This is a genomic window from Aminobacter sp. Piv2-1, assembly GCF_037625995.1.
Taxonomy (GTDB): domain Bacteria; phylum Pseudomonadota; class Alphaproteobacteria; order Rhizobiales; family Rhizobiaceae; genus Aminobacter.
This window is the reverse complement of sequence record NZ_JARKMU010000006.1, coordinates 350,038-376,003: the sequence shown is the minus strand read 5'-3', so window position 1 is coordinate 376,003 and position 25,966 is coordinate 350,038. Positions and strand designations below refer to the sequence as shown.

General features: G+C 63.0%; 23 protein-coding genes and 1 tRNA gene. 14 read left to right on the top strand and 10 right to left on the bottom strand.

Translation table 11 applies throughout. From position 1 onward, the window contains the following. The first annotated feature begins 171 nt into the window (after positions 1–171). Positions 172–2,463: an AAA family ATPase gene (locus tag AmiPiv_RS14115; RefSeq protein WP_340038096.1), complete on the top strand. Its 2,292-nt coding sequence runs from the start codon at positions 172–174 to the stop codon at positions 2,461–2,463. 61 nt (positions 2,464–2,524) lie between these two features. On the opposite strand, the gene AmiPiv_RS14110 is transcribed toward AmiPiv_RS14115, so the two are convergent. Together AmiPiv_RS14110 and AmiPiv_RS14105 are read right to left on the bottom strand one after the other, a co-directional pair. Beyond that, entirely contained in the window at positions 2,525–3,727 is a 1,203-nt protein-coding gene (locus AmiPiv_RS14110; protein ID WP_340038095.1) for a hypothetical protein, read from the bottom strand. A gap of 478 nt (positions 3,728–4,205) precedes the next feature. After that, complete coding sequence (locus AmiPiv_RS14105) at positions 4,206–4,838, bottom strand: tyrosine-type recombinase/integrase (protein WP_340038094.1); 633 nt, start codon at positions 4,836–4,838, stop codon at positions 4,206–4,208. 341 nt (positions 4,839–5,179) lie between these two features. On the opposite strand from AmiPiv_RS14105, the gene AmiPiv_RS14100 reads away from it, so the two are divergent. The 4 genes from AmiPiv_RS14100 to AmiPiv_RS14085 all read left to right on the top strand — a co-directional run bounded on the left by AmiPiv_RS14100 (position 5,180) and on the right by AmiPiv_RS14085 (position 12,604). Then, positions 5,180–9,208: a hypothetical protein gene (locus tag AmiPiv_RS14100; RefSeq protein ID WP_340038093.1), complete on the top strand. Its 4,029-nt coding sequence runs from the start codon at positions 5,180–5,182 to the stop codon at positions 9,206–9,208. Between the two features lie 596 nt (positions 9,209–9,804). Further along, on the top strand, positions 9,805–10,245 hold the full coding sequence (locus AmiPiv_RS14095) for a DUF3489 domain-containing protein (RefSeq protein ID WP_340038092.1): 441 nt from the start codon (positions 9,805–9,807) through the stop codon (positions 10,243–10,245). 5 nt (positions 10,246–10,250) lie between these two features. Further along, on the top strand, positions 10,251–10,820 hold the full coding sequence (locus tag AmiPiv_RS14090; RefSeq protein ID WP_340038091.1) for a DUF2924 domain-containing protein: 570 nt from the start codon (positions 10,251–10,253) through the stop codon (positions 10,818–10,820). Positions 10,821–10,894: 74 nt separating this feature from the next. Beyond that, the gene (locus AmiPiv_RS14085; protein WP_340038090.1) at positions 10,895–12,604 is read left to right on the top strand and encodes a recombinase family protein; all 1,710 of its coding nucleotides are present in this window, start codon (positions 10,895–10,897) and stop codon (positions 12,602–12,604) included. Between the two features lie 253 nt (positions 12,605–12,857). On the opposite strand, the gene AmiPiv_RS14080 is transcribed toward AmiPiv_RS14085, so the two are convergent. Continuing rightward, positions 12,858–12,933, bottom strand: a tRNA-Ala gene (locus tag AmiPiv_RS14080). A gap of 279 nt (positions 12,934–13,212) precedes the next feature. Between AmiPiv_RS14080 and AmiPiv_RS14075 the strand changes: the two genes are divergently transcribed. The 3 genes from AmiPiv_RS14075 to AmiPiv_RS14065 all read left to right on the top strand — a co-directional run bounded on the left by AmiPiv_RS14075 (position 13,213) and on the right by AmiPiv_RS14065 (position 14,539). Continuing rightward, entirely contained in the window at positions 13,213–13,503 is a 291-nt protein-coding gene (locus tag AmiPiv_RS14075; RefSeq protein WP_340038089.1) for a YggT family protein, read from the top strand. Between the two features lie 15 nt (positions 13,504–13,518). Then, positions 13,519–13,842, top strand: coding sequence for a DUF167 family protein (locus AmiPiv_RS14070; RefSeq protein ID WP_340038088.1), 324 nt, complete (start codon positions 13,519–13,521; stop codon positions 13,840–13,842). Between the two features lie 88 nt (positions 13,843–13,930). Continuing rightward, a complete protein-coding gene (locus tag AmiPiv_RS14065; RefSeq protein WP_340038087.1) occupies positions 13,931–14,539 on the top strand; it encodes a hypothetical protein in 609 nt (202 codons plus the stop codon). Between the two features lie 94 nt (positions 14,540–14,633). Here the strand turns inward: AmiPiv_RS14065 and ppa are convergent, their stop codons facing one another. The 5 genes from ppa to AmiPiv_RS14040 form a co-directional block, all read right to left on the bottom strand. After that, the gene (gene ppa / locus AmiPiv_RS14060; RefSeq protein WP_340038086.1) at positions 14,634–15,170 is read right to left on the bottom strand and encodes an inorganic diphosphatase; all 537 of its coding nucleotides are present in this window, start codon (positions 15,168–15,170) and stop codon (positions 14,634–14,636) included. A gap of 115 nt (positions 15,171–15,285) precedes the next feature. After that, positions 15,286–15,792, bottom strand: a complete 507-nt coding sequence (locus AmiPiv_RS14055; protein ID WP_340038085.1) for a GNAT family N-acetyltransferase — start codon at positions 15,790–15,792, stop codon at positions 15,286–15,288. A 139-nt stretch (positions 15,793–15,931) separates the two neighbouring features. Further along, positions 15,932–16,570 (bottom strand): TPM domain-containing protein, encoded by a 639-nt coding sequence (locus AmiPiv_RS14050; RefSeq protein WP_340038084.1) that lies wholly within the window; start codon positions 16,568–16,570, stop codon positions 15,932–15,934. A gap of 7 nt (positions 16,571–16,577) precedes the next feature. After that, positions 16,578–17,411, bottom strand: a complete 834-nt coding sequence (locus AmiPiv_RS14045; protein WP_340038083.1) for a TPM domain-containing protein — start codon at positions 17,409–17,411, stop codon at positions 16,578–16,580. Between the two features lie 214 nt (positions 17,412–17,625). Continuing rightward, positions 17,626–18,255 carry a LemA family protein gene (locus tag AmiPiv_RS14040; protein WP_445206957.1) on the bottom strand — a complete coding sequence of 210 codons (630 nt, stop codon included), beginning with the start codon at positions 18,253–18,255 and terminating at the stop codon, positions 17,626–17,628. Positions 18,256–18,362: 107 nt separating this feature from the next. Between AmiPiv_RS14040 and AmiPiv_RS14035 the strand changes: the two genes are divergently transcribed. From AmiPiv_RS14035 to AmiPiv_RS14020, 4 genes are read left to right on the top strand one after another with little or no spacing between them, the layout of a single operon-like run. Beyond that, complete coding sequence (locus AmiPiv_RS14035) at positions 18,363–18,620, top strand: hypothetical protein (protein ID WP_340038081.1); 258 nt, start codon at positions 18,363–18,365, stop codon at positions 18,618–18,620. A gap of 4 nt (positions 18,621–18,624) precedes the next feature. Continuing rightward, a complete protein-coding gene (gene pdxY / locus AmiPiv_RS14030) occupies positions 18,625–19,530 on the top strand; it encodes a pyridoxal kinase PdxY (protein ID WP_340038080.1) in 906 nt (301 codons plus the stop codon). Further along, positions 19,527–20,285, top strand: coding sequence for a DUF429 domain-containing protein (locus AmiPiv_RS14025; protein WP_340038079.1), 759 nt, complete (start codon positions 19,527–19,529; stop codon positions 20,283–20,285). Before pdxY ends, AmiPiv_RS14025 begins: the two co-directional genes overlap by 4 nt. A gap of 25 nt (positions 20,286–20,310) precedes the next feature. Next, positions 20,311–20,718: a nuclear transport factor 2 family protein gene (locus AmiPiv_RS14020; protein ID WP_340038078.1), complete on the top strand. Its 408-nt coding sequence runs from the start codon at positions 20,311–20,313 to the stop codon at positions 20,716–20,718. Between the two features lie 120 nt (positions 20,719–20,838). Here the strand turns inward: AmiPiv_RS14020 and AmiPiv_RS14015 are convergent, their stop codons facing one another. Together AmiPiv_RS14015 and AmiPiv_RS14010 are read right to left on the bottom strand one after the other, a co-directional pair. Next, the gene (locus tag AmiPiv_RS14015) at positions 20,839–22,032 is read right to left on the bottom strand and encodes a multidrug effflux MFS transporter (RefSeq protein WP_340038077.1); all 1,194 of its coding nucleotides are present in this window, start codon (positions 22,030–22,032) and stop codon (positions 20,839–20,841) included. Between the two features lie 56 nt (positions 22,033–22,088). Beyond that, positions 22,089–22,565: a MarR family winged helix-turn-helix transcriptional regulator gene (locus AmiPiv_RS14010; protein WP_340038076.1), complete on the bottom strand. Its 477-nt coding sequence runs from the start codon at positions 22,563–22,565 to the stop codon at positions 22,089–22,091. Positions 22,566–22,695: 130 nt separating this feature from the next. Here AmiPiv_RS14010 and AmiPiv_RS14005 point away from each other — a divergent pair, with 130 nt between their 5' ends. Both AmiPiv_RS14005 and AmiPiv_RS14000 read left to right on the top strand, forming a co-directional pair. After that, positions 22,696–24,744, top strand: coding sequence for a M3 family metallopeptidase (locus AmiPiv_RS14005; RefSeq protein WP_340038075.1), 2,049 nt, complete (start codon positions 22,696–22,698; stop codon positions 24,742–24,744). A gap of 147 nt (positions 24,745–24,891) precedes the next feature. Next, complete coding sequence (locus AmiPiv_RS14000) at positions 24,892–25,851, top strand: small ribosomal subunit Rsm22 family protein (RefSeq protein ID WP_340038074.1); 960 nt, start codon at positions 24,892–24,894, stop codon at positions 25,849–25,851. The last annotated feature ends 115 nt before the right edge of the window (positions 25,852–25,966 follow it).

Here is a 25,966-nt window from a genome sequence, read left to right as displayed (position 1 = left end):
TCAGAACCATCGATGCCCTGTGGAAGGCCATCGGTGACATCTGCAATCTCTTCTCGCCAACAGAATGCAGAAACTACTTCAACGCCGCTGGATATGGACTCATATGAAAGTCCGTCGCTCTAGGCTGATATCATCCACGGGCTCGGTGCTTTTTTGGGGGAGGCTGCCGATATGATCGAACATTTTCAACTACTGCGGAATGTCGGGCAGTTCGACAATCTTAGCCCTCCGGCCCCAACTGCACTCACGCCTTTCACTCTGATCTATGCCGAAAACGCACGTGGCAAGACCACGCTGGCAGCGGTGCTGCGTTCCTTGGCGACCAACAATCCGCAGCTTGTCCTCGATCGCCATCGGCTTGGCGCACAGCATCCGCCCCAAATCGTTGTCCGCCACGCCGGAGGAGCCGCTGTTTTCCAGAACGGCGCGTGGTCACACCCGCTGCCAGATGTTGCCATCTTCGATGATGCTTTCGTATCTGCGAATGTCTGTTCGGGTATCGAACTTCAAACGGCACACCGCCAAAATCTGCATGAGCTGATCCTGGGCGCGCAGGGTGTTGCGCTCAGCAGCGCTCTGCAGGGGCACGTTTCTCGAATCGAAGAACACAACGCTGCGCTGCGCCAGCTCGCCGAAGCCATCCCTGCCGGAGCCCTTGGCCCCTACAAGATTGACGCCTTCTGCGACCTCGAACAGGACGCGGAGATAGACCGGAAGATTCAAGAAGCGGAGCGACGGCTTGCTGCAGCGCGGTCGGCCGATGCAATACGGCAACGACCGGGATTTCAAGCGATCCGCGTTCCAGATTTCGACATCGACGGCATTGATGGCGTTCTCAGGCGCACTCTTGATGATCTCGAAGCTGCTGCCGCCGACCGTGTGCGCAACCACATCGGCAAGCTAGGGCGCGGCGGTGAAAACTGGGTATCCGAAGGCATGGCACTCATAGCGCCCGCCTCGGCAGGAAACGATGGCGAGGTCTGCCCGTTCTGCGCACAAGGCCTCGCGGGTTCTGACCTGATCGCCCACTACCGTGCCTATTTCAGCCAAGGGTATGAGGATCTAAAAACCACCATACGGCAGACCGGGATCGGCGTACGCGATGCCCATGGCGGTGACATACCTCCTTCTTTCGAGCGGGACGTGCGTACGGCTGCGCAGGCTCATGAATTCTGGAAGGACTTCGCAGAGCTGCCGGCAATCGACCTCGATACTGCGGCGGTAGCTCGGCAATGGAATGCAGCCCGCGAGGCAGTCCTCGAACAGCTTCGCGCAAAGGCCACTTCGCCGTTGGAAGCGATGACGCTGACACAGGAAACACGGCAGTCTATCCAAGACTATCGAGCGCGTGTCGCCGAGGTGGCGGCGCTTTCTGAGCGCCTTGTCGGAGCCAACGCCCGGCTGGAACTCGTCAAAGAGCAAGCTGCCGCAGATGACCTTTCTGCATTGCGCACCGACCTCGCCAAACTGGATGCGCAGAAAGCGCGATTCGAGCCAGAAGTATCGCCCCACTGCGTGAATTATTTGACAGAGAAGGCGGCGAAAACTGCAACGGAGGCGCTTCGAACGCAGGCCCGCGCATCCCTCGACCAGTATCGGCAGCAGATTTTCCCTGCCTTTGAGGCGGCGATCAACGACTACTTGCGCCGTTTTGGCGCGTCGTTTCGATTGGGGGAAGTGCAGTCGGTCAACAACAGATCGGGTTCGTCGGCGTCGTATGTCGTCGTGATTAATCAGCAGAACGTGGATCTCACAGCCGAAGCTGGCCCGTCCTTCAGAAACACCCTTAGCGCGGGAGATCGAAATACGCTCGCCCTCGCTTTCTTTTTCGCATCGCTGGAACAGGACCCTCGCCTGGCGAATAAGGTCGTAGTAATCGACGATCCGATGACCAGTCTTGACGACCATCGCACTTTGCGAACCCGCGAGGAAATCATGGCGTTAGCCGCAAGGGTCAGTCAGGTGATTGTACTCTCACATTCCAAGCCGTTCTTGTGCAGCCTTTGGGAGCAGGCAGACAGGAACGCTTCCGTCGCCTTGAGGATCAACAGGGCGGCGGTCGGTTCTGAAATCACGGTCTGGGATGTTCGGAGCGACGGTATTTCCGAGCACGACAAGCGCCATGAGCTCGTACGGGGATATTTACGGGTTGCCAATCCCGCTCAGGAACGTGAGGTAGCGCAGGCGCTTCGGCCGATACTGGAGTCGTTCACGCGCGTGGCGTACCCGGAGCAGTTTCCGCCGGGAACGCTTCTCGGACCGTTCATTGGGATATGCGACCAGCGCGTCGGCGGGCCGAACGAGATACTCTCGGCTGCTGATATCGCCGAACTCAGATTGTTGCTCAACTACGCCAATCGGTTTCACCACGACACTAATCCGGCCTGGCAAACGGCTGCGATTAACGACGCGGAGCTATCCGACTTCGCACAGCGCACTCTGGTCTTTGCGTCGCGGCGCTAGCGGGGCCGTGAGCGGACCGGCAAGTTTCTGTCAGTTGACCTAAGAAGTTGCCGTTCGTCATCTAGATCGGCGACGGCCCTACAGCGGGCCAAGCGCCCCATTTTCCATCCCGAGCCTCGATCAGAAGATGATGCGTCGAACGGACTGTCGCGGACTTCATCGTTATGCTCAACGGATCCAAATATCGACGTTGCACGCGGGCTAGAGGGATGGCCATAAATGAAGCGTTCTCCAGCGATGGGCCACGCACAAGGTTAGCTGAGCCGCTGAAAACCTCGGAGGTGTCACCTAGCCCGATATAGACTTTTGCATGGAAGGCCTGCTTCTTGTTACCTGCCCCCACGATCCTGTTCTCGAGGCCGAACTCCTGGAGAACACTGTGGTCGAGCCCGGATTCTAGCAGGGCCGACTTATAATCCTTGTAGCTGGCGGCTCGAGTTACGAACGTTGTGCGCCCCGGATCGAGAATCCCGAGGAGCCATTCCCAGACCTCAAGCTTCATTTCCCTGGTCAAGAATTGATGGGCGATGAACGGACTCGCGATCACCACTTGATCGTACTTCAGCCGCCAACGTGCGATCAACTTCTCAAGCGCATCCATTAGGACCGTCTTCGAGAAAATACCGGTCAAGTCGTCCGCGAGCGAAGTGCCTTCGATATCGGCGAGCAGCATGTCCTCGGCATTAGGTCTGTCCCAAAGACCCGGTCGAAACGAAAAATAGAAGGCCGCTCGATGGACCGCGCCACAGGTACAGGGGACCGGAATCCGGATCACCACGTATGCCATGTCAGGCGCGCGTCGTGCTAGGATATTGTTTTCGGCATTGGCAAACTCATCATGCACCTGAGCCAAATGGCGCTGGAGTTCCTTGAGCGCTGGAGTTTCCAGTTCTTTGCCCGTCTGTGTGCAATAGTAGATTGGGTGCTTCCCGTAGTTGAACCGCAGCCGGTTGGAATTCATATCTAGCGAGAACTGAATGACCTTTTTGGCCGGTGGCGCGGCCCCATCGTACCCGCCCTCATCGTCGAAGGTCTCCTTGAAATTGAAATCCTTCGGGAAAGAGTCTTCCGGATTGCGGAGCCTGATGGTGAACAGTCGTTTGCAGTTCTCGCACTCGACCACCCAACCTCCCCAGTCGTTCGCCATGGGATGGGTCACCTCGACATACCGATGCGGATGACCACAGTTCGCGTTCGGGCATTTCGCGACGAACGACCTCTTTACCATTCCTCCGAACTGCACTTCCGCTTCCTTCCTTTTCAACACAGATGCTCCATCTTGGAATGAGCGCTAGACCTCGTGATAGGACTCGCTACTCAAAGGTGAATACTGATCGGACGGCTAGGAGCACGTTGGACACCCTCCATCCATGGCTCATCACCAGCAATCCAAGTGGCAGCTTCTGGATCGCACATCCTGAGGCCGAATGGCAGAAATGGGGCCCGTCCGCTATCTGTCGTATTTTGCAGAAGCGGCCATTCTAAATCAGCAGATACCGCTAACAAAGCAGCAGGTGGGCGCGATAAACTGATATCTCAGGTGGGTGAGGCCGTATATCTCGCCGCTTTCATCGGCAATGGAAGTACGATGTGCTTGAGATGGCGAGCAGCATCTTGATTTGCCGTAGCCCCGCGGCTACTGCGGGTCGTCTGCTTTCGGGCACCGGCAAGTTTGACCCGACTTCCGGAATGCGGGCGCGTTGCTGAACACGGCCTCGCCAATTCTCGTGAGGCCGTGGCTCTCAGATCTCGGTTGTCTCGGCGAGCGTCAATGCGTCATCGATATCAACCCCGAGATATCGAACCGTGTTTTCTATCTTGGTGTGTCCTAGCAAGATCTGAATAGCTCGAAGATTGCCGGTGGCCTTGTAGATCAGGGCTGCCTTGGTACGACGAAGCGAGTGGGTTCCGTATTCTTCGGGACGCAATCCAATCGCCGAGACCCATTCATCGACCAATCGCGCGTACTGTCGAGTGCTAAGGTGCCCCTCGCGGTCGACTCGGCTCGGGAACGCGTAGTCCTCGATACTGCCGCCGCGGCGCTCGAGCCACGCGAGCAGACTTGCCCTCGTGTCAGCGGTGATCTCGAACTGAACGGGCCGGCCGGTCTTCTGCTGGATCACCATTGATCGGGTGCGTATTGTCGGGCCGGAAACAAGCGATCCGATCTTCATTTTTACGAGGTCGCAACCCCCAAGTTTGCTGTCGATTGCAAGGTCGAACAATGCCCGGTCCCGCATCCGCACTTCGCGATCCAAGAAGAAGCGGATCAGCCAGATTTGCTTCACATTGAGCGCACGTTTGGCGCCGACCTGCTTGCCTGCATTCCAGGCTGGCCGACCTTTGGCGGCTGGGTCATACTGTGAAATACCCATAAAATTTCTCCCTTTGGCCAACATGGCCAATGGAGAGATAGTGCGGGGTCGACAACGGACTGTCCGGTTCTGAGGATCACCAGGCGGTAAGCTGCCTTTCTGCCTCCGACCGCCACTGGCGATTCACTTTATTAATTCCGCTTCTGGCCCAAAGCGAACATAGGCATCCGCCGTTTTTGCGCGGCCATTTCCCAGCCGAAGAGGTTCCTTACAAGTCCGACGTTCGAGACGGATGTATATGCTCGCGTCAGCTACCAACAAGTTACAGTCTCTGTGCCTAAAGCTGGGTAGAACCGTGGTTCATTCTGGTGACTCCGGACCGGACTCGCTAGGCTGGCAACATGTATATCGAACGGACCCTGACCGTCGAAGATTGCACCTATTCCGAGCAGGCATTGCTGGGAATAGGTGCGGTTTTCATTGTCCTAGCCGAACCCGGTGCCGGAAAGTCTGACCTCTTGGGGGAGTTCGCGCGCCTTCTCGAAACAAGGAGCATGCGAGCAAGCATCTTTAGACACCGCGCCGCGCCGCAGGGCCCCGGCCTTGTCATTGATGCAATGGACGAGGTGGCCCGGACCGACCCGGCGGCCGTGGATGCCATTGTCGCGACGGCGGCAGATCTCGGCCGCCATACGACTGTGTTTGCCGGGCGGTCGAGTGAATGGGACCAGAGCCGGACGGCTTTCGTAGAGGATTGCTTCGGCGTCAAGCCCGTGATCGTGCGACTGCGCCCGTTCACGGAAGCGGAGCAACGTCAGCTCTTTGATGCGGCCTTCCCGGGACTCGCCTTCGAGGATTTCCACGCCGAGGTACGGCGCATAGATCTAGGCATCCTGCTCGGCAACCCGCAATTCCTGCAGCTTCTCGGTGAGGCCTATATCGAGAGCGGGCACGTCTTCACATCCAAGGCGGGGATCTTCGCCGACGCTACGCAGCGGCTCGCGCATGAAGCGAATACCAGACTGCGGACAGCGGGCCGGCCGCCGCGTGACCGCATCCTTGCGGCCGGAGATGAGATTTTTGCGAAGTTGCTGCTGTCAGGTGCGGCCGGCATCACGACGGTGGAGTCACTCGGCGACCGAGACTATCCATTCCTTCCCTCAATCGCGGGGCCGAACGGATCGTTCGTCCTCGATACGCGACTTGTCAAACCCGGGGACGGTGACGACCGCCATGAGCCCGTGCACCGGATCGTCGCGGAGTACTGCGGCGCCCGCTACCTCACGCGCCGCGTCGAGGACAGCGGCGATGGACTTTCGCTGCCCCGCCTGCTCTCCATCATCGCTCCGTCCGGCGCTGTGCGCACGGAGCTGCGCGGCCTCGTTGGTTGGATGGCAGCGCTAGGTCGAGAAGTTACCCAATGCGCCATGATCGACCTTGATTCCTACGCGGTGCTTGCCAACGGTGACCCCGCGCAGCTTACGCCTCGGGCGAAGCACCATTTGATCGCCGGCCTCTCCGAAGTCTCACAGAATGATCCCTACTTCCGGCGAGGCGATGTCTGGCGGCGCTTCAATATCAGCGGCTTCTTCACTGAGGACGTGCGTAGCGCGGTGTCAGCGATCCTGGACCCCACCGCGCCGGACGGGCCGCTTCGCGACCTTGTGCTCGAGCTGGTTGCCTCGTCGGAGGTGGGCGCGATGTTTGTGCCAGACCTCGAACGCATCTCGCTTGCCGTTCCATTGGGACGCGGCGCGCGCAAGGGCGCTTACGCCACGCTCGTCGAGGCCGATGCTGGCCGCGCCCTTGCCTTGGCGCCGGCCCTTATCGCGGAAGCGAGTTCCACATCGCTCGACCTCGCGGCCCACGCGGTTATGGAGTTTGGCGCCGTGCGGGTGGGCCTCGCGCAGCTCCTGGCCCTTCTGCGGCAGGCGGCGGCCCTATATCCGACCGATGATGGCCCTCGCGACCGCGAGGCGGAGCGACGCTACTTTATCAAGACAATGATTTCATCACTGGATGCGCAGACGCTGCGAAGCGCGCTTGACGACCTGACGAAGGGACTCGTGTGTATCTGCGCGCCGCGGCAGCGGTGGCGTTGCCGGTGCCGCATCGGGATCAGCAAGGTCGTCGGCGCGCTCCTCGACCGGTATTTTGATATCGCGGTCGGCCCGCATGAACCAGACCGTGTGTGGCGGTGGTTAAGGCCGCTCCATTTCTATCAGCGCCGTGGCGGAGACAGCAGTGCGTCCGTTCGGTTTCTGACCGAAGATCACGGGCTGCGCCTTGCGGTACAGTGGCTTGCGATATCCGGGCATCCAACGCTCGAGGCGACACAGGAAGCGGTGATCGACGTCTCGATGAGCACGAGCCATGCGGGCATGCATTTTCACGCTGACGATTATGCCGCGCTATCGACCAGGGCAAAGAACGCCGGAAATCACGTCCTGTGGCAGTGCTTGCTCGTGTCGCACAACCGCTACAACACCGAGCAGCGGTCGAGCCCAATCCGAACCCTCCAGCGCGCTCATGCACTGAACGATCCCGCGCTGATGCGCATCTGGGCGCTGCGCGAGCGAAAGCTGCGTTTGATGCGCAAGCAGGATGATGCTGGCCTCCGTTTCCGCCGCGGCCGTTGGGAGCGGCGCGATGCGCAGGTGCGCGCCGACAACTACGCGCACTTCCTTGAAAACCGCGAGGCGATCGCAAACGGCCTGTTCGGATGGTGGACGGGCCATTTCGCGCGCATGCTGCTTATCGAACCGGACCAGCTTGCGGCCATGCCGTATGGGACGACGCCGGTCGATGCGCTGCGAAACTGCCTACCGCACGTTATGCGACAGGCGCCTTCGCTGAGTGAACTCTCCGGAGGCACAGGAAGTGAGGTTGCGCAGGTCCTCTTCGCGCACTGCCTCATCCGCTTCCGTGATGGCGCGGCCCTGTCAGACCTCGATCCCGCCGTGCTGTGCGTAGCTTACACGGAGTCAGGGTCATGGCCGGTTTTCAAGGATAACGACGCGGAGGAGGCTGAGTTTGACGCTGCACTCGAGGCAGCGGTCTTTGCCGATCCAGCTACCGCCGGCGTGTTTGTTGCCGACTATATCGAGCCTGCGCTCTCCTCAACGGAGGACAAGCCGACAAACGTCGACTGGCTGCGGCGCAAACCGACCTTCGCCGACTTTCTCGCTGAGCAGCCGCTCGAATGGCTCGAGCGCTATCCGTTTATGCCGGTGAATGCGATGGAAACGCTCTTCGAGATGGCGGTGCTGCACGGCGACCGTGCGCGGCTGGTCGAACTGATTGACGCGCGCTTCTTGGACCCGGTCGCGGACAGCGGCGAAGATACGCCGCAAGACCAATACGCCACCCGGCGTCATCGCATTTGGGCGCTGCACAGCTTCTTCTTCGCAACACCGGCGCTGGAACTTGCGTGGGCGGAGTTGCGGCAAGATCCGAGCGTTGTCCTTGATCTCCAGGATCGCGTTGGATGGCTCGGCGGTCGCGAGGATTCCTATCTGCCGCCCCTATCCCCGGAATCGATCTACCGCATCCTCGATACGTTCGTCGCGGCGTGGCCGCCGGTGCCGCTCCCAAGCAGCTATGGTACGGGCTCGCCACGGGAGGAGCGCGCTTTCCGTTTCTTCAAAGAGATCATCTGGAAGATCGGCAGGGGAGAGCCTGACCGCGCGCTGCCGGTGTTGGAGGCTATGCTCGCCGACGCGCGCTTTGCGGTCTTCCGCGCACAATTGCTCACGCTGCGGGCCGAGACGCTGCATGCGCTCGCGCTCCGTGACTTCACCGCGCCAACGCCTGCGCAGATCACCGCCATGCTCGATCGCAATCACGTCGCTACCGTTGAGGATTTGCGCGCGCTTCTGGTGGAAGAGCTTGCGGCCTTGCAGACCTGGCTGCGTGGCTCTGAGACCGATCCGCTCGACACCTTCTACACGGGTGGCGAACATGTCGACGAGAACACCGGACGTAACCGGATCGTGGACAGACTTTCTGCCCGTATGACGGCGCTCGGTTTGCCTGTGGTGATCGAACGTCACATGGCGGATGGGAATCGGTGCGACATAACGGTAAGCGCGGCGCTGCCGGGCACGCACCGGCTTCTCGTCATCGAGGTGAAAGGGCAGTGGAACGCGGAACTTTACACCGCCGCGTCGGCACAGCTCGCCGAACGCTACGCCATTCATCCGGACGCAGCCGGGCAAGGTATTTTCCTCGTCTTCTGGTACGGCCCGGACGTGTCGGTGGCGGGCCGGATGACGACAGGGATCGCTTCTGCTGATGCGCTCAGGGACGCTATCGTGGTGCAGGTGCCGGAATCCTTGCGGACCTTGATCGATGTGGTTGTTCTCGATGTATCACGCGCTGCTGCGACAGCCGCCCCCGCTGTCCGCGTAAGGCGTCGCACCAACGGTTGAAGTTCCGCCACGTCTCACGATCAAGCACCTGCGCACGCGGAAGCTCCCCCGAAATGATTGTGGCACGCGAGATGATTCAAGGGAGGCGTGCAGCACCGCCAATGGAAGGCGGGAATGCCTGCTGAAAAAAGGTGGCGCGCCGGAGGGGAGCTTGAGGCGGCCGACCCTGCGCTTCAGCACACTGCTACGCGGCTACCCCGAGCACTGAATGACCCCTTTGAGGCGGCATACGGCCAGACGACTCGCGACGTCCGCTTCTGGCTCGAGGCGACGTGTTCCTGAATGTCTGGGATGGGGCGCAAAGCAGCCGAAGGGCAGAAATAGAGCGGGCTTTGACAGTTGGGTCACCTTTTGCTGGACTTCCTAGTGACAGCAAGCATGTGTGGTTCCGAACGCAAATACGGCGGCTCACTCATGCCGAAGGAAGAAATGAAGAGTCAGCAGAGCATGAAGCCGATGCCCGCCTTCGCCAAGTTCTGAGCTTCTGCGCCTACATGCAGTGACCTCGCAACCACCCCAAACAGTCTCGCCCGCAAGTGCGGGCTTCCGTCAGTACCGGCGCCGAATGGTCGGCGCTGTGATTGCGGAGAAAGACCATGGCCATTTCCAAAACCTCGACCTCGGATGCAGTCGAGTTCATGCGGGCGGAACCTGCCAGTGATGTTGCGGCGGGTCCGGCAGGCACGAGCGCAGTCAGCGACTCGAGCGCTGCTGCGACGCCCGCTCCAAAGAGCATGGCACAGGCCAAGCGTGGGGCGACGAAGCCGAATGGTGCGGCTACATCCGGGACGTCAGTGTCCAAGGTCAAGAAGACCCGGCCAACGGAAACCAAGGCGGATGTGGTGCTGAAGAAGCTCAGGTTGGCTAAGGGCGCAACGCTCCATCAGCTTATCGAGGCGACCGGCTGGCAGGCCCATTCAGTGCGCGGCTTTCTCTCCGGAACAGTGAAGAAGAAGCTCGGCCTCAACCTCACCAGCGAGACAAGCAAAGACGGCTTGCGACGCTATCGCATCGATGACACCGCCGCGGCGGCCTGAACCTCATGCAAGCGGACAGCAGATTTGAGCAGGTGCTTGCGGAACTGGATACCCTCTCGCGGGAGGAACTTAGCGTCCGTTGGCAAAAGCAATATGGCTACCTGCCGCCGACCGGTATGCGTCGCGAGCTCCTGATCCGGTCGGCCGCCTGGCATCTCCAGGCGAAACGTCTCGGCGGTTACTCCGCCGAGACGCGCCGCCGCCTCAAGATTGCCATGGCGGACGTTAGCAAGACGTTGGCCGATCGCCGCGCCGATCAGCACGCTGAGCAAGCAGATGGCACCCGATCAACCGACGCTTTTGGAGACGATTGGCACAGCACAAGTCGCAGTGAGCCGCCGGCTGCTGCTGAACCAAGAACGGGCAATGGAATCTTGTCGAAGCCGAAGCGTCGCGATGCGCAGCCGGGAGCCAGGTTGATCCGCGACTGGAACGGCCGAACACATGTCGTCGACGTGATCGAAGGTGGCTATGTCTTCGAAGCCCAGCTCTACTCCTCGCTGACTGCAATCTCTCGCAAGATCACTGGAACCCACTGGTCGGGGCCAAGATTCTTCGGACTGGTGACGCGATGAACGCGGCCACACGACATTCCCGCAATCCCCGGCATGGGAGCACCCACCAGCCATCGGATCAGGCTAGGCTCGGTATGTCGAAACAGCAGCTGCGCTGTGCGATCTATACCCGTAAGTCGAGTGAGGAAGGTCTCAATCAGGAGTTTAACTCACTGGACGCTCAACGTGAAGCTTGTGCCGCCTTCATCGCCTCGCAAATTGGGCTTGGCTGGAAACTGGTGACTGACCGTTATGATGATGGTGGCATCTCGGGTGGTACCATGGAGCGACCGGCATTGCAGCGCCTGCTCCAGGACATCCGCGATCGCAAGATAGATGTCCTGGTGGTCTACAAAATCGACCGGTTGACCCGCTCTCTGATGGACTTCTCGCGCATCGTCGAGATTTTCGACGACAGCAGTGTCTCGTTCGTCTCCGTCACGCAACAGTTCAATACGACCACCTCAATGGGCAGGCTCACGCTTAACGTGCTCTTGTCCTTTGCCCAGTTCGAACGCGAGGTCACCGCCGAGCGGATCCGTGACAAGATCGCCGCCTCCAAGAAGAAGGGTATGTGGATGGGCGGTACGGTGCCGCTAGGCTATGCGGTGCAGCAAAGGAAACTGATCATCAAGCAGCCGGAAGCCGGTTTCGTGCGAGGCTTGTTCGAACGCTATGTGCAACTCCGGTCGGTGCCGGCGCTTGTAGCAGAGGTAAATAGGCAGGCGGACAGCGTCGCCCAAACACAGGACGATTGCGCCGTTCCCTTCACCCGCCAGATGCATGCTGGCATGGTCTACAAGATGCTGGCCAACCCGCTTTATATCGGCAAGCTGCGTCATCACGACAACGTCCATGACGGTGAACACGAAGCCATCGTCGACAATGATTTGTTCGATAAGGTCCAAGAACTGATGGCACTGGGCGCCGTCCGCGCGAAGGGTTCGTCCGTTCGTCCCGACACGCATTTGCTGTCAGGGATTGTCTTTGACGAAACGGGGGACCGGCTGCGGCCAACCCATGCGACCAATCATGGCAAACGCTATCGCTATTACATCTCGAGCAGACTCCTGCCGAAGGATCGTCGTGATGAGGGCGGCTGGCGCGTTCCGGCTTCGGAGTTGGAAAACGTCGTCCGCTCGTTCACAAAGAGGCTACTGTCTGATCAGATCAAGCTCTCGGACTGGATCGCTGCAGATACCTCGCCAGATATGGTTCCTACGGGCTTGAGTGGCGCATCACAGATCGTCGACCGCCTGGCGTCCTGTCAAACGAATGTCCAGGCGAAGGCCATACTGCACGTGTTGTTCAAACGGATCACACTCTCTGCAACGGAGATCCGCTTTGACATCGACCGTGCAGCCTTGGTCCGGATGCTGATCGAGGGAAGCGATCATGCTGAATTAGCCGAGGCCAACTCGACCGATCTCTGTGCCGCAGCCATGGAAACCATCTGCGTTCCGATCGCACTCAAGCGCCGCGGTGTCGAAGCGCGACTTATCCTGGATCCCGAAAATGCTCGGGCACAGCAACCAGCCGCACCGCTCGTATCTCTCATTGCCAAGGCCCATCTCTACCTGGGAATGCTGACCGAGCGAGCAGGAATCACGCTTGTCGAGATCGCGGAACATTTCCGTGTACACCCGGCTGAGATCAGTCGCTTGTTGCCGCTGGCATTCCTATCGCCGCAGCTTACCAATGAGATCCTGACGGGCCTACAGCCAACTGAGCTGTCCGCGCGCTCCTTGTCGCGGATGGACCTATCGACGGATTGGTCCGAACAGGCTGCTCAACTTCGTAGCTAGAGCTTCCGTAACTGTTTACGTAACAAGCTCGCAGTTGCGCTTTAACGCCTGCATCCTCGCGATGCAGGCGCAATCATTCGTTCAGCCAATTGGTCAAGGAAAACGGCCCAAGAGACGGTGCCGGCAAATGCTCCAGAAAAGCCGCTCTCAAGCCCCAATGAGACCAGTAATCTGGTCTCTCACGGCGCTAAGCCACGGAAAAGTCAAGGTAATTCTGAGCAGGGGGAGAAATGGTAGTTTGTCAATATTCCGCTGGTGGAGCTGAGGGGGATCGAACCCCTGACCTCGTCATTGCGAACGACGCGCTCTCCCAGCTGAGCTACAGCCCCGTCCAGCGGATGGCGCATTTATTGGTGGCGCGGGGCGGATGTCAAGCGAGGTTTGCTCCGCGATCAACTTGGCTTGTCAGGTGCGGGAAGGGTCCCCTCCGGGCATCGTCCGTCTTCCCAACCCGCTATATCTGGCAACGTCGTGATGGAGACGGTCGCGCGGCCGAGGGCCAGCTCGCAATAAGCTACCGCACGCCCGGTCCGAAGGCAGCCAGCCGCGGCAGGGCTTGCCGCTCAGGCGTGCAATGTCTAAATGTCGGCAATTCATTGGAGAACGGCATGCTCGCGTTGATAGCAACCATTGACCTTGCCCTGAGTCTGTACTGGTGGGTCATCATCGCTTCGGCGATCTTCTCCTGGCTCTATGCCTTCAACGTGGTCAATCCGCGCAACCAGTTTGTCGGCGCTGTCGGCAGTATGTTGTACAGGCTGACCGAGCCGGCGCTCCGGCCGATCCGCCGCTTCATGCCCGATCTCGGCGGTATCGACATTTCGCCGATCATTCTTTTGCTTGGCATCTATTTCGTGCGCGTGTTCCTTGCGACGAGCGTACGCCCCATGTTCGGCTGATCTTTGCAGCAAAACTTGACGCATTTCCGACTTCGGGAAGACGGCATCGATCTCTTCGTCAGGCTGACGCCGAGATCGGCGAAGGATGCGATCGAAGGCGTGGAGACGGCAGCCGACGGGCGCAGCCACCTGGCAGCGCGGGTGCGCGCCGTGCCGGAAAACGGCGCGGCCAATGCGGCGCTGGAGAAGCTGCTCGCCGCAGAACTCGGGGTTCCCAAAAAATCCGTGTCGGTCGTGGCCGGCGGAACGTCGCGTCTGAAGACCGTGCGGATCCTCGGCGCGGCCAGCGAGCTTGCCGGCAAGCTCGCAGGGCTTGCGCCCCGCCGAACCCCTGGATAGGAACCGGCCGGCACTGCATAATCCGGCCATGGCCGGGGAGGATGGCGATCCGCGTCGCCGCTCCGGCCGTGCGAGGGGAGGGTCGAAGATGCGGAAATTCCTCTTGGCCGCCTCGGCGGCGCTGGTGGCGTTGGCCTGGCGGCCGGCCTCGGCGGAAGAGATTTCGAGCGCCTATACCGACATAACGGCCGGACCGGATTGCGTGACCTTCGACCAGGCCGCACCCGACGAAGGCGACTTCGCCAACCTCGTCTGCCCGGGCTATCGCGGCTATCCGGTCGTGATGTTCACGGCCGACCTGCGCGAATCCGTCTTCTATGGATTTCCACCCGCGGACCTCGACCAGATCCCCTGGCAGAGCTTCGGCCATTTCAACTCGACCGGCGGCAGGATCGAGTGGCGGATCGCCGCCGTGGACGGAGTCCCGTTCGCGACCATCCATCGCTGGTATGTCCAGGACGATGCGGACCAGTCGAAGCAAGTCGAGGTGCTGGTGGTGGCGAAGGTGGGCCAGCCCGGCAAGGCCGAAGGCTGCGTCGTCGGGCTGGTGCTGGCCAGCGGCAAGCCCAACGCCAACGAGATGGCGCGCAGACTGGCGGACGAGCAGGTCCGGGATTTTGCCTGCGGTGCCGACGAGCGAGTCACTGTCGGCGATCCGATGCCGGAATTCCTCAGCGTCGACAAGACGGCGAACTGACGGCAGGCATCTCCCGGCATTCCGGCCGGGAGCGACAGAGACGACACAGCGCCTTCTCCGCTTGCCGCAGAGAAGGCGCGTTCGACAGGCTGCCTCAGGCCTTGAGCTGATTGGCGCGCTCGATGGCCTCGACGATCATCTTCTTGGCGTAGGCCGCATCGTGCCAGCCGCCGATCTTGACCCACTTGCCGGGCTCGAGATCCTTGTAGTGCTCGAAGAAGTGCTCGATCTGCTTGAGCGTGATCTCCGGCAGGTCGGTGTGGTTGAAGACGTTCTCGTAGCGGCGGGTCAGCTTCGGCGACGGCACCGCGATGACCTTCTCGTCCTGGCCAGCATTGTCTTCCATCACCAGCACGCCGATCGGGCGAACGTTGATGACGCAGCCGGGGATGAGCTGGCGCGTGTTGCAGACCAGCACGTCGATCGGATCGCCGTCGCCGGAGAGCGTGTGGGGCACGAAGCCGTAATTGCCCGGATAGGTCATCGGCGTGTAGAGGAAGCGGTCGACGACCAGCGTGCCGGCTTCCTTGTCCATCTCGTACTTGATGGGCTGGCCGCCGACGGGCACCTCGACGATCACGTTGACGTCTTCAGGCGGGTTCTTGCCGATCGCGATGGCATCGATGCGCATGAGGGGAAGCTCCAGATTTAAGGTGCCTCCCGATAGCCGCGTTGGGCCGCGCGTGCAATGCAATATTGATTTCGCTCGATTGCGACCAAAGGCGAGGGAGCCTCGCCAGCCGGGATCACTCCCAGATGAAGGCTACCTTCTTCAGCGCCTTCTGGTCGAACACCTCGACGCCTTCGGCGACGTCGCGGCCGCCGGCGCCGGTGTAGAAGGCGAGCGCATTGTCGTTCTCCTCCAGCGCCCAGACCACCATGCCCTTGAGGCCATGGTCGGCGAGCCGCTGGCGCGCCGCCGCGAACAGGCGGGTGCCGAGGCCGATGCCCTGGCACTCGGGGCGGAGGTAGAGTTCGTAGATCTCGCCTTGCTGCTTCAACTCGCGGGCGCGGTTGCGGCCGAGCGTGGCATAGCCGGCGATCTTGCCGCCGATCTCGATGACCAGCACGGTCGCGGCGCGGCGGATGGCGTTGGCCCACCACTCGCCGCCGCGACGGTTGATCATGGCCGTCAGCGCGCGGTGCGGGATGATGCCGGCATAGGCGCCGCGCCAGGCCTCGTGATGGACCTCGGCGATGGCATCCGCGTCGCGGGGCTCGGCTTTCCTGATATCGATCGTCAGCGTGTTCATGGTTTCTTAACCATAAACCGCGTCGCGTTCCTTGCAAAGAGTCGGCTGCTTCAGCACCCCCGCTTTTGGGTCCGCGGCCGTGCGTCGCACTGCGGGTGAGTCCAATTGGACACACCCGGTCGCGGGGAGTGGCCCGGCTTCAGATTTCGACGAGATGGTCGTCCAGTTCGTTGGCGTCGCCTTGCTGGACCGGAAAATGCCTGGCCAGAAGGGTGCCCACGCCGGCGATGGCCGTGACGAAGCCGTCGGCGAGCCGATCGTCGCGCGCATGGCCGATGAGTTCGGCGACGATGCCGTCCCATTGGCCCTGCTCCACCTTGGCATTGATGCCGGCGTCGGCGATGACCGCGGCGTAGCGCTCGGCGATCGAGACGAAGACGAGCACGCCCGTGCGCGCGTTGGTCAGGTGGATGTTGCGGGCATGGAACTGGCGAAGCGCATTGGCATGCGCGGAGCGCCAGAGCAGGCTGCGCGGCACCAGCCACAGCCTGAGGCCCGGGAACTGCCATATGAGCGCGCAGGCAGCCGCCGCCGCGAGCAGCTGGACGATGACGAAGTGGGGCAGGCGCATGGCGATCCACCAGTATTCGAGCGCCGCTGCGGCAGCCAGGCTCACCAGCAGGATTCCCAAGGTGACGGAGAAGGCCGCGGGAAAGAAATAGCCGTCGCTGCGGCGCGCGACGACGCAATAGATCTCGCCCGCCGTTTGCGATTCGGCATCGCGGATCGCCGCTGCGATGCGGTCGTGGTCGCCGGGATTGAGGGTTGGTGCCGTCATCTCGTCCCTACCAGCTTCCCGAGGAGCCTCCGCCGCCCGACGAGCCGCCCCCGCCGGAGAAGCCGCCGCCGCCGGACGACCAGCCGCCGCCTCCGCCGCCCGACCAGCCACCGCCGCCCGAGGTCCAGCCGCCGCGCGACGACCGTGAGCGTTGAGTGTAGTCGAAGGTCATGCCGAGCCATTCGTAGCGGCCGGGGCCGAGCTTGCGGCCATAGATGCGCGGCAGGATCGACGTGGCGATGCCGCCGAAGAAGATCGCGGCCCAGAGCGCGAGGAAGACGAAGAAGATGATCTCGTCCTCGCTCCAGCCCGACAGGTCCGACTGTTCGTTGCGCTTGGCGCGGGCCTCCAGCTCGGCGCCGTCGCCCTCGATCACCATGATGATGTCGTCGACGGCCTTGGAGATGCCGCCGGAGAAATCGCCGGCGCGGAAGGCCGGCACCATGGTGTTCTCGATGATGAGCTTGGTGTGCAGGTCGGTGAGCGAACCCTCGAGGCCGTATCCGACCTCGATGCGCATGCGCCGGTCGTTTGGCGCCACGATCAGGAGCACGCCGTTGTCCTCGCCGGCCTGGCCGAGCTTCCAGGCGCGGAACAGCCGGTTGGCGTAAGGTTCGATTTCTTCGCCGTCGAGGCTGGGTACGGTGGCGACGACGATCTGGTCGGAGGATTTCTGCTCGAAGGCCGCGAGTTTCTGGACGAGTTCCGCCTCGATCGACGGATCGATGATGTTGGCGTCGTCGACGACGCGGCCGGTGAGGGTGGGGAGTTCGGCGGCGAGGGCGGGGGCTACGAACAGCAAAAGCAGGAAGGCTAGAATCGCAGGGAAGTGCCTGGACACCCCCCTCTGGCCTGCCGGCCATCTCCCCCGCAAGGGGGGAGATTGGCAGCTTTGGCCTCGGCGCTGGGCTTTCAGTCTTTGCGATGGGCGCAAGCCGTGCGTCCGCGTGATCTCCCCCCTTGCGGGGGAGATGGCCGGCAGGCCAGAGGGGGGTGTCCAGGCGCTCGCTTGCATGTTGATGTCAGCCAAATCGCTGCGACGTCAGCCTGGCTGCTCACCCGCCCTGGCTCGTGCCGAAATTCACCTTGGGCGCCTCGAGCTTGTCTTCGGCGACGGTGAAGTTCTGGAACGGCTCGCTGCGGAACCAGAAGGTGTTCCACAGCATGGCCGGGAAGGTCTTGAGCGAGGTGTTGTAGACGCGGACGGTCTCGATGTAGTCGCGGCGGGCGACCGCGATGCGGTTCTCGGTGCCCTCGAGCTGCGCCTGCAGGGCGATGAAGTTCTGGTTGGCCTTGAGGTCGGGATAGTTCTCGACCACGGCGAGCAGCCGCGACAGCGCGCTGGTCAGGCCGGCCTGGTTCTCCTGGAAGGTCTTGAAGGCGTTGGGATCGGTGAGCGTTTCGGGCGTGACCGTCACCTGGGTCGCCTTGGCGCGGGCTTCGACGACGCCTTCGAGCGTGTCCTTTTCATGCGCGGCATAGCCCTTCACCGTCTCGACCAGGTTGGGGATGAGGTCGGCACGGCGCTGGTACTGGTTCAGGACCTCGCTCCAGGCCGCCTTGGCCTGCTCTTCCTGGGTGGGAATGGTGTTGTAGCCGCAAGCCGACAAGAGCGGCAGGGCAAGTAGCATGAAGATGAATGCAGGAAGGAGGCGGAAGGAGGGAAGTGCCGACGAAGCGCGCATCTGCATTGTGAATGTCCTCGACAAAGCAACCGATGGCAAAGCATTATCACAAACGCGTCAGGAGAAAACCGGGCGCAGACGGCAAAGTCGCCGGGAGATGTTCGACGATGGCGGCGCCCAGAAACAGCGATGGCGAGAAGGAGTCTCGCCGCATCCTCGACCGCGTGGCGCGGGAGAGCGAGGCCGGCGGCGGGGCCTTCGTCAGGCGCAAGGCGGGCGAGATGCGCGACCACCTCGGCGCCGCCGACGTCGACAGGTCCGACCGCATCGAACATATCGGCACGCGCATCGGCCGCATCCTCGGCTTTGTGCTGACCATCGGGCTGATCCTGTGGCTGGTGAATTTCCTGGTGCGGGGCGGATGAGCTCATGACCGTTCGGGCCGAACAAGCCGCGCCGCGCGCGGTCATCGTCGTGTCGAGCCATGTGGCGCGCGGATCGGTCGGCAACCGCGCGGCGGTGTTCGCGCTGGAGACACTGGGGCACCCGGTCTGGGCGGTGCCGACCGTGATCCTGCCCTGGCATCCCGGGCATGGCAGGGCCACACGCATCGTGCCGCCCACCGAGCAGTTCGCGGCATTCATGGCCGATCTCGAACGCGCGCCGTGGCTCGGCGAGGTGACGGCGGTGCTGTCGGGATATCTTGGCGAGCCGGGGCAGGTCGAGGCCGTCGCATCGTTGGTGAAGGCGGTGAAGGCCCGCAACGACAAGGCGCTCTATGTCTGCGATCCCGTCATCGGCGACAAGGGCGGGCTCTATGTCGCCGAGCCGCTGGCTGCGGGCATCCGCGACAGCTTGTTGCCGCTGGCCGACATCGCCACGCCGAACCGCTACGAGCTGGAATGGCTGGCCGGTACCTCGCTGGAGGACATGCGCGCGACGATGGCGGCGGCACTTGCCGCACCGCCGGCGACGATGCTGGTGACGTCGGCACCGGCGATGATGACGGGCGGCACCGGCAATCTGCTGGTGACCGCCTCGCAGGCGATGCTGGCCGAGCACCGCATCGTCGAGCGCCCGCCCAACGGCCTGGGCGACCTGACGGCCGCGGTGTTCCTGGCGCGGCTGCTGGCCGGCCAGCCCATGGCCAAGGCGCTGCAGACGACCACCGCATCCGTCTACGAAATCCTCGCCCGCACCTCCAGGCGGGGCGGCGACGAGCTGCAGCTCGAAACCGATGCGCCGAGCCTGTCGCATCCGATGGCCCAGGTGGAGCTTAGGACGCTCATTCACCCGTCGCGGAGCCGAAAACCCGGTACGGAAACAGGCGCGTGACGGTGGCCGGCGTCGACGGCTGCAAGGCCGGCTGGATCGCGGTGATCCGATCCGATGCCGCAGCGCTGCCCGAGGCCAGGGTGTCTGCCTCCTTTGCAGAGCTTCTGGCCGCCTTGCCCGATGATGCGACCGTGGCGGTCGACATGCCGATCGGCCTGCCCGAGCTTTCGGGAAGGGGCGGTCGCGGGCCGGAGGCCCTCGTGCGGCCGTTGCTGGGCGAACGACAGTCGAGCGTCTTTTCGATCCCGTCGCGGGCGGCGGTGCATGCCGAGACCGCAGCGTTCACCGATCTCGACGCCTGGTATGCGGCGCACCGGCGGGCAAGCGAGGTTGCGATGCGGACTTCATCGCCGCCGCGCGGCGTGTCGATCCAGGCCTTCGGCATCTTCTCCAAGATCCGCGAGATCGACGCACTGCTGATCGCGCGGCCGGAGCTGCGCGGGCGGGTGATCGAATCGCATCCCGAAGTGGCCTTCTGGAGGCTCAACGGCGAGCGTGCGATGAGCCTGCCGAAGAAGATCAAGAGCAGGGTCAACCCTGCCGGCATGGAGGAGCGCAAGGCGCTGCTGGCGCGGGTGGGGCACGACCGGGCGTTCCTCGATAGGCCGCCGCCGCGGGGTGCTGCGACCGACGACTTCCTCGACGCCTGCGCGATGATGCTGGTTGCCGAGCGCCACCGGCGCGGCGAAACCGGAAGCTTTCCGACCCCACCGGAGCACGATGCCCATGGCATTCCGGTGGCGATATGGGCCTGATCCCGGTTCGAGGAGGAGGCCGTCCATGAGGGCCGTGTCGAGGCTTGTCGCAGCCGCCACCCTGCTGGTTGCCGCCCATGCGTCCGCCCGGGAAAGCGATGTCGTGGACCGTTGGTACGAGGCGCTGCTCCAGGCCAACCGGGCAGTGCTTGCCGATCTGCTTGCCGACGATGCCGCGATCCGCCTCGAGGATGTCGGTGTTGCTCAGACCAAGGCCGAGTTCATCGCGTCGATGGACGAGTGGGAGGAGGCCGTGGTGGGCGCCGCCATCCGCCACAGGGTCGAGAGCAGGGACGGCGACATCACGACCGTCCTTGCCTGCTACGATTTCCCCAGCAACGATACGCTGATGCGGGAGACCTTCACCATCAGGGCCGAGCGGGTCGTCGCCACGGCGCAGGTGAGTCTCGGCGAGAACTGCGACGGCATCTAGAGCGGCGGGCATTCTGACGAATGCCATTGCGCCGCTCCAGCTGCTTTTCTTAGCCGCATTTGTGCGACGCCAGACGTTTCCGTCTGGCTGCAAAATGCTCTAGCTGCCGTTGCGCGGAGGCTATTTCAGCCGCGTCATGATGGACGGTTCGGGCAGCCTGCTCCAGGTCAACCACGAGACGATGGCCATCAGGCCCATGCAGGGGATGACGGTGGCAAGTGCCGTCACCGGATCGCCGATCATCGCCGAAATCGTGCCGCCGACGAGGCCTGCGCCCATCTGGAAGAAGCCCATCATCGCTGAAGCCGCGCCGGCATTCTTGGGGAAAGGTGCAAGGGCTGCCGTCATCATCGCAGGCAGGACCATGGCGATGCCGAAGGCATAGATGCCGATCGGCCCCATGACGAGCAGGAAGGTCGGCTCGTACATGCGCAGGAGCATCGCCATCGAGATCGAGCCCAGGGCGACGAAGACCAGGCCGAACGGCACCAGGCGAGCCGCACCGAAGCGCGGCATCAGCCGGCGCGTGATGAGCGCTCCGAGCATGAAGCTCGCCGTCTGCATCAGCATGCCTATGCCGAACTGGGTCGGCGTCAGGCCGACGCGCTCCATCAGAATGAATGCCAGCACCGTCGCCTGGGTGTAGATGGCACCTGAGGTGCCGGCGACGACCAGGCTGCACAGGATGAAATAGGGGCTGCGCAGCAGCGACCCGTAGGAGCGGATGAGCGCGCCCGGCCGGATGCGGCTCAGGTCGCGCTGCACCGTTTCACGCAGGGCAAAGATCGTCACCAGCATGACGACGACGCCGAGCAGCACCATGACGATGAAGATCGCGTGCCAGCCGAAGAGTTCCATCGTCACGCCGCCGAGGGTGGGCGCGATCGCCGGACCCAGCGCCAGCAGGATGCCGATCATGTTCATGATGCGGGCCGAGCGCTCGTGGGTGAAGACGTCGCGGACGACGGCGCGGGACACGGATACGCCGACGGCTGCACCCACGCCCTGGAGGAAGCGGGCAACGACCAGTATCTCGATGTTGGGGGCGACCAGGGCGAGCACACTGGCGGCGAGGTAGATGGCCATGAAGGCAAGCGTGATCGGCCTTCGGCCAAAGCCGTCCGACAGCGGGCCGCAGACCAGCTGGGCGAAGGCGAAGCCGCCGAAATAGAGCGACAGCGTCATCTTCACTGCCGCCTCGGTGGTGCCGAAGGCCTTGACGATCTCCGGCATGGCCGGTGTGAAGAGGGCAAGCGAGATCGGACCGATGGCGACCATGAGGCCGCCGATCAGCGACACACGGCGTTCGCTCATGATCGGTTCCGATGCCGGTTCCACTGCGCCGGCCGCGTTGATTTCGGAGCGCATGTTCATGCCGCCGCGCTCTCGCCGGACTGTGCCTCGGCCCGGAGCGCGAGCAGGTTTTCGCGCGAAGTCCTGAGGGCGGCGAGAACGCGCTGCCAATCGTCGGGATCGATGCCGCGTGCGGCATCGCCGCGGATGCCGGCGGCGATCGGTTCGATCCGGGCGACCACGCTGGTACCGGCCTCGGTCAGGTTTACAAGCTTGGCGCGGCGGTCGGCCGGGTCGGGCTGGCGCTCGACGTAGCCCTTGCCCTCGAGGCGGTCGATCAGCCCGCTCAGCGTCATCGCCTCGATGCCGAGGCGCTCGGCGAGGGCCGACTGGCGGATCGGGCCGGCGCGGCGAACGTTGAACAGTACGCGGCCTTCACCCGTCGTCAGCCCGAGACCAGCCTCGGTGGTGCGGTGATCCATCTCGGCGCGGATCATGCGCGCGATATCGGTGACGATGAAGCCGAAGGTCTCGGTTTCGCTGCTGGCAGCCATAATAGTAAGTAATCCTTATTATATGGTTTACTTAGTTTATCGGACGCGGTGCGTCAAGGCGGTTGCGCAGTCCCGGCCGCAGCCCTACATCGGGACGGTCCGCACCGAAGGCCAATCAAGGAAGCTGTTCATGTCCGCCACGACCGATCTCGCGCGCCATCCGCTGACCCGTTGGACCGGGCTGCTCGGCCTGCCCGACTTCACCAGGATCGAGGACGGCGATTTCGGACCGGTGTTCGATGCGGCGCTTGCCGCACATGCGGCCGAGGTCGAGGCGATCGCCAACAATGGCGAGCCGGCGACCATCGCCAACACGCTGGAGGCACTGGAGCTGGCAGGCGAAGCGCTCGACCATGTGTCGTCGATCTTCTGGTGCCGCGCCGGCGCCCACACCAATGATGCGATCCAGGCGATGGAGCGCGAGATTTCGCCGAAGATGGCCCGCCATTTCTCGGAAATCTCGATGAACGAGAAGCTGTTTGCCCGCATAGACGACCTCCATTCCCGCCGTGCCTCGCTCGGCCTCGATGCCGAGACGCTGAGGGTATTGGAGAAAAGCTGGAAGGGCTTCGTCCGTTCGGGTGCCAGGCTCGACCCCGAGGGCAAGAAGCGGTTGGCTGCCATCAACGAGGAAGCGGCGTCGCTGGGCGCCAGGTTCGGTCAGAACGTGCTTGCCGACGAGAAGGAGTGGGTGCTGTTCCTCGACGAGAGCGACCTCGCCGGCCTGCCGGAGTTCGTGCGCGGGGCGATGGCCCAGGCTGCCGAGACGCGCGGACAGAATGGCAAGTATGCCGTCACCCTGTCGCGCTCGATCTACGAGCCGTTCACCACCTTCTCCGAACGTCGCGACCTGCGCGAAAAGGCGTTCAAGGCGTTTGCCGGGCGTGGCGAAACCGGCGGCGAGACCGACAATGCCGGCGTCGTGCGCGACACGCTCAGGCTGCGTGCCGAAAAGGCCAAACTGCTCGGCTACGAGAGCTACGCGGCGCTGAAGCTCGACGACACCATGGCCAAGACCCCGAAGGCGGTGATGGAACTGCTGGAGCCGGTGTGGAACAAGGCACGCGAGAAGGCGGCCGCCGACGAGGCGGAGCTTCAGCGCCTGGCGGCAAGCGCCGGCAGCAACGACAAGCTGGCCGCCTGGGACTGGCGCTTCTACCAGGAGAAGCTGCGCGCCGAGAAATACGCCTTCGATGAGGCGGAGCTCAAGCCCTATCTCCAGCTCGAGCGCATCATCGACGCCTGCTTCGACGTCGCAACCCGTCTGTTCGGCATCACCTTCAAGGAAGTGCCCGGCATCGCCGCCTGGCATCCCGACGTGCGCGTCTTCGAGGTGTTCAACGCCGACGGCAGCAAGCGCGGCCTGTTCCTGGCCGACTACTTCGCCCGGCCGTCGAAGCGCTCTGGCGCGTGGATGAGCTCGCTACAGTCGGGCTACAAGCTCGGCAAGGGTGCCAGCCCCATCATCTACAACATCATGAACTTCGCCAAACCGAAGGAAGGCGAGGCGGCATTGCTGTCGCTCGACGAGGCAAAGACGCTGTTCCACGAGTTCGGCCACGCGCTGCACGGCATGCTGACCGACGTCACCTGGCCGTCGGTCTCGGGCACCTCGGTCAGCCGCGACTTCGTCGAGCTGCCGTCGCAGCTCTACGAACACTGGCTGACGGTGCCGGCGGTGCTGGAAAAACACGCGTTGCACTACAAGACCGGCAAGGCGATGCCCAAGGAACTGCTCGACAAGATGCTGGCGGCCAAGACCTTCGGCGCCGGCTTCGCCACCGTCGAGTTCACCTCGTCGGCGCTGGTCGACATGGCCTATCACGCGCGTCCCGACGCACCGGCTGAGCCGGCGGCCTTCGAGGCCGAGACGCTCGAAAAGCTCGGCATGCCCGAGGCGATCGTCATGCGCCACCGCACGCCTCATTTCCTGCACGTGTTCTCGGGCGAGGGCTATTCGGCCGGTTACTATTCCTACATGTGGTCGGAGGTGCTGGACGCCGATGCCTTCGCCGCCTTCGAGGAGACGGGCGACGCCTTCAACGCCGACATGGCCGAGAAGCTGCGCAAGCACATCTATTCGGCCGGCGGTTCTGCCGATCCGGAAGAGCTCTACAAGGCGTTCCGTGGCAAGATGCCGTCACCCGAGGCGATGATGGAAAAGCGCGGGTTGGTGTAGGATTCAGGTGAGCCCGGCTTGCAAATGGCGGCTGCCTGCGCTTCCGGTGCTCACGTACCTAAATGTACGCTCCGCTCCGGTTCTCGGCAGCCGCCATTTTCAGCGCGGCCTGACCTGAATCCCGGAAGAGCCCAGTTCGGATAGAAAATGGAACTACCGGCAGCATTGCGGGCGGCGGTCGACCGGGCGCTGGAAGGCGTGCCGCTCGCCGAGTTGCAGCGTGCTGCCGACACGTTGTCGCGGCGCTATCGGGCCGAGGTGCGTGACGGCCGCCTGCACCTGTCGGACGAGATGTTTGCCCGTGCCTATCTGGCGACGCGGCTGCCGGCAACCTTTGCCGCTGTCAGGGCAAGCCTCGAAAGCGCTGCCGAACTGATCCCGGGCTTCGCGCCGAAGAGCCTGCTCGATGTCGGAGCCGGTCCAGGCACGGCACTTTGGGCAGCCTCCGATTGCTGGCCGTCGCTGGCGTCGGCCCGGATGCTCGAGGCGAGCCCTTCGATCCGCAAAGTTGGCGAATCCCTGTCGGCCCATGCCGGGCTCGAGAGGGTCGAGTGGACGTCGGCCGACGCCAGCAAGGCCATCGACGCGGGAAAGGCCGACCTGGTGACGCTCGCCTATGTGCTGGACGAACTGTCGCCCGCCGAGGGGCTGGCGCTGGTGGAAAGGCTCTGGGCGGCGACTGACGGCTTGCTGGTCATCGTCGAGCCGGGCACCCCCGCCGGCTGGAAGCGCGTGATGGCCGTACGGGCGCTGCTGATCGAGCGCGGGGCGCATCTGGTCGCTCCCTGCCCGCATTCAAAACCTTGCCCGCTCGCCGAGCCCGACTGGTGCCATTTCTCGCGCCGCGTGGCCCGTTCGCGCCTGCATCGGCTGACCAAGCGCGGCGACGTGCCGTGGGAGGATGAGAAGTACATCTTCGTCGCGGCCGCCCGCCAGCCGGCCGAATCCTTCGACGCCAGGGTGCTTGCGCCGGCCCGTGGCGGCTCGGGCAAGGTCGACCTCAAGCTCTGCCTGGCCGACGGTTCTGCCGAGGAGCGGCTTCTGACCAAGCGCGACGGCGACCTGTTCAGGCGGGCCCGCCGCGCCGACTGGGGCGACATTTTGTAAGCTTGCCGGCGCGCTGAATCTCAGTCGATTTGTCCGCCCCCCTTTCGCATCTGCGAAAAAACCTGTATGAGCCCGCCAACCGAAAACGCGGCGCGTCGACAGGCAGTGCCCGCAA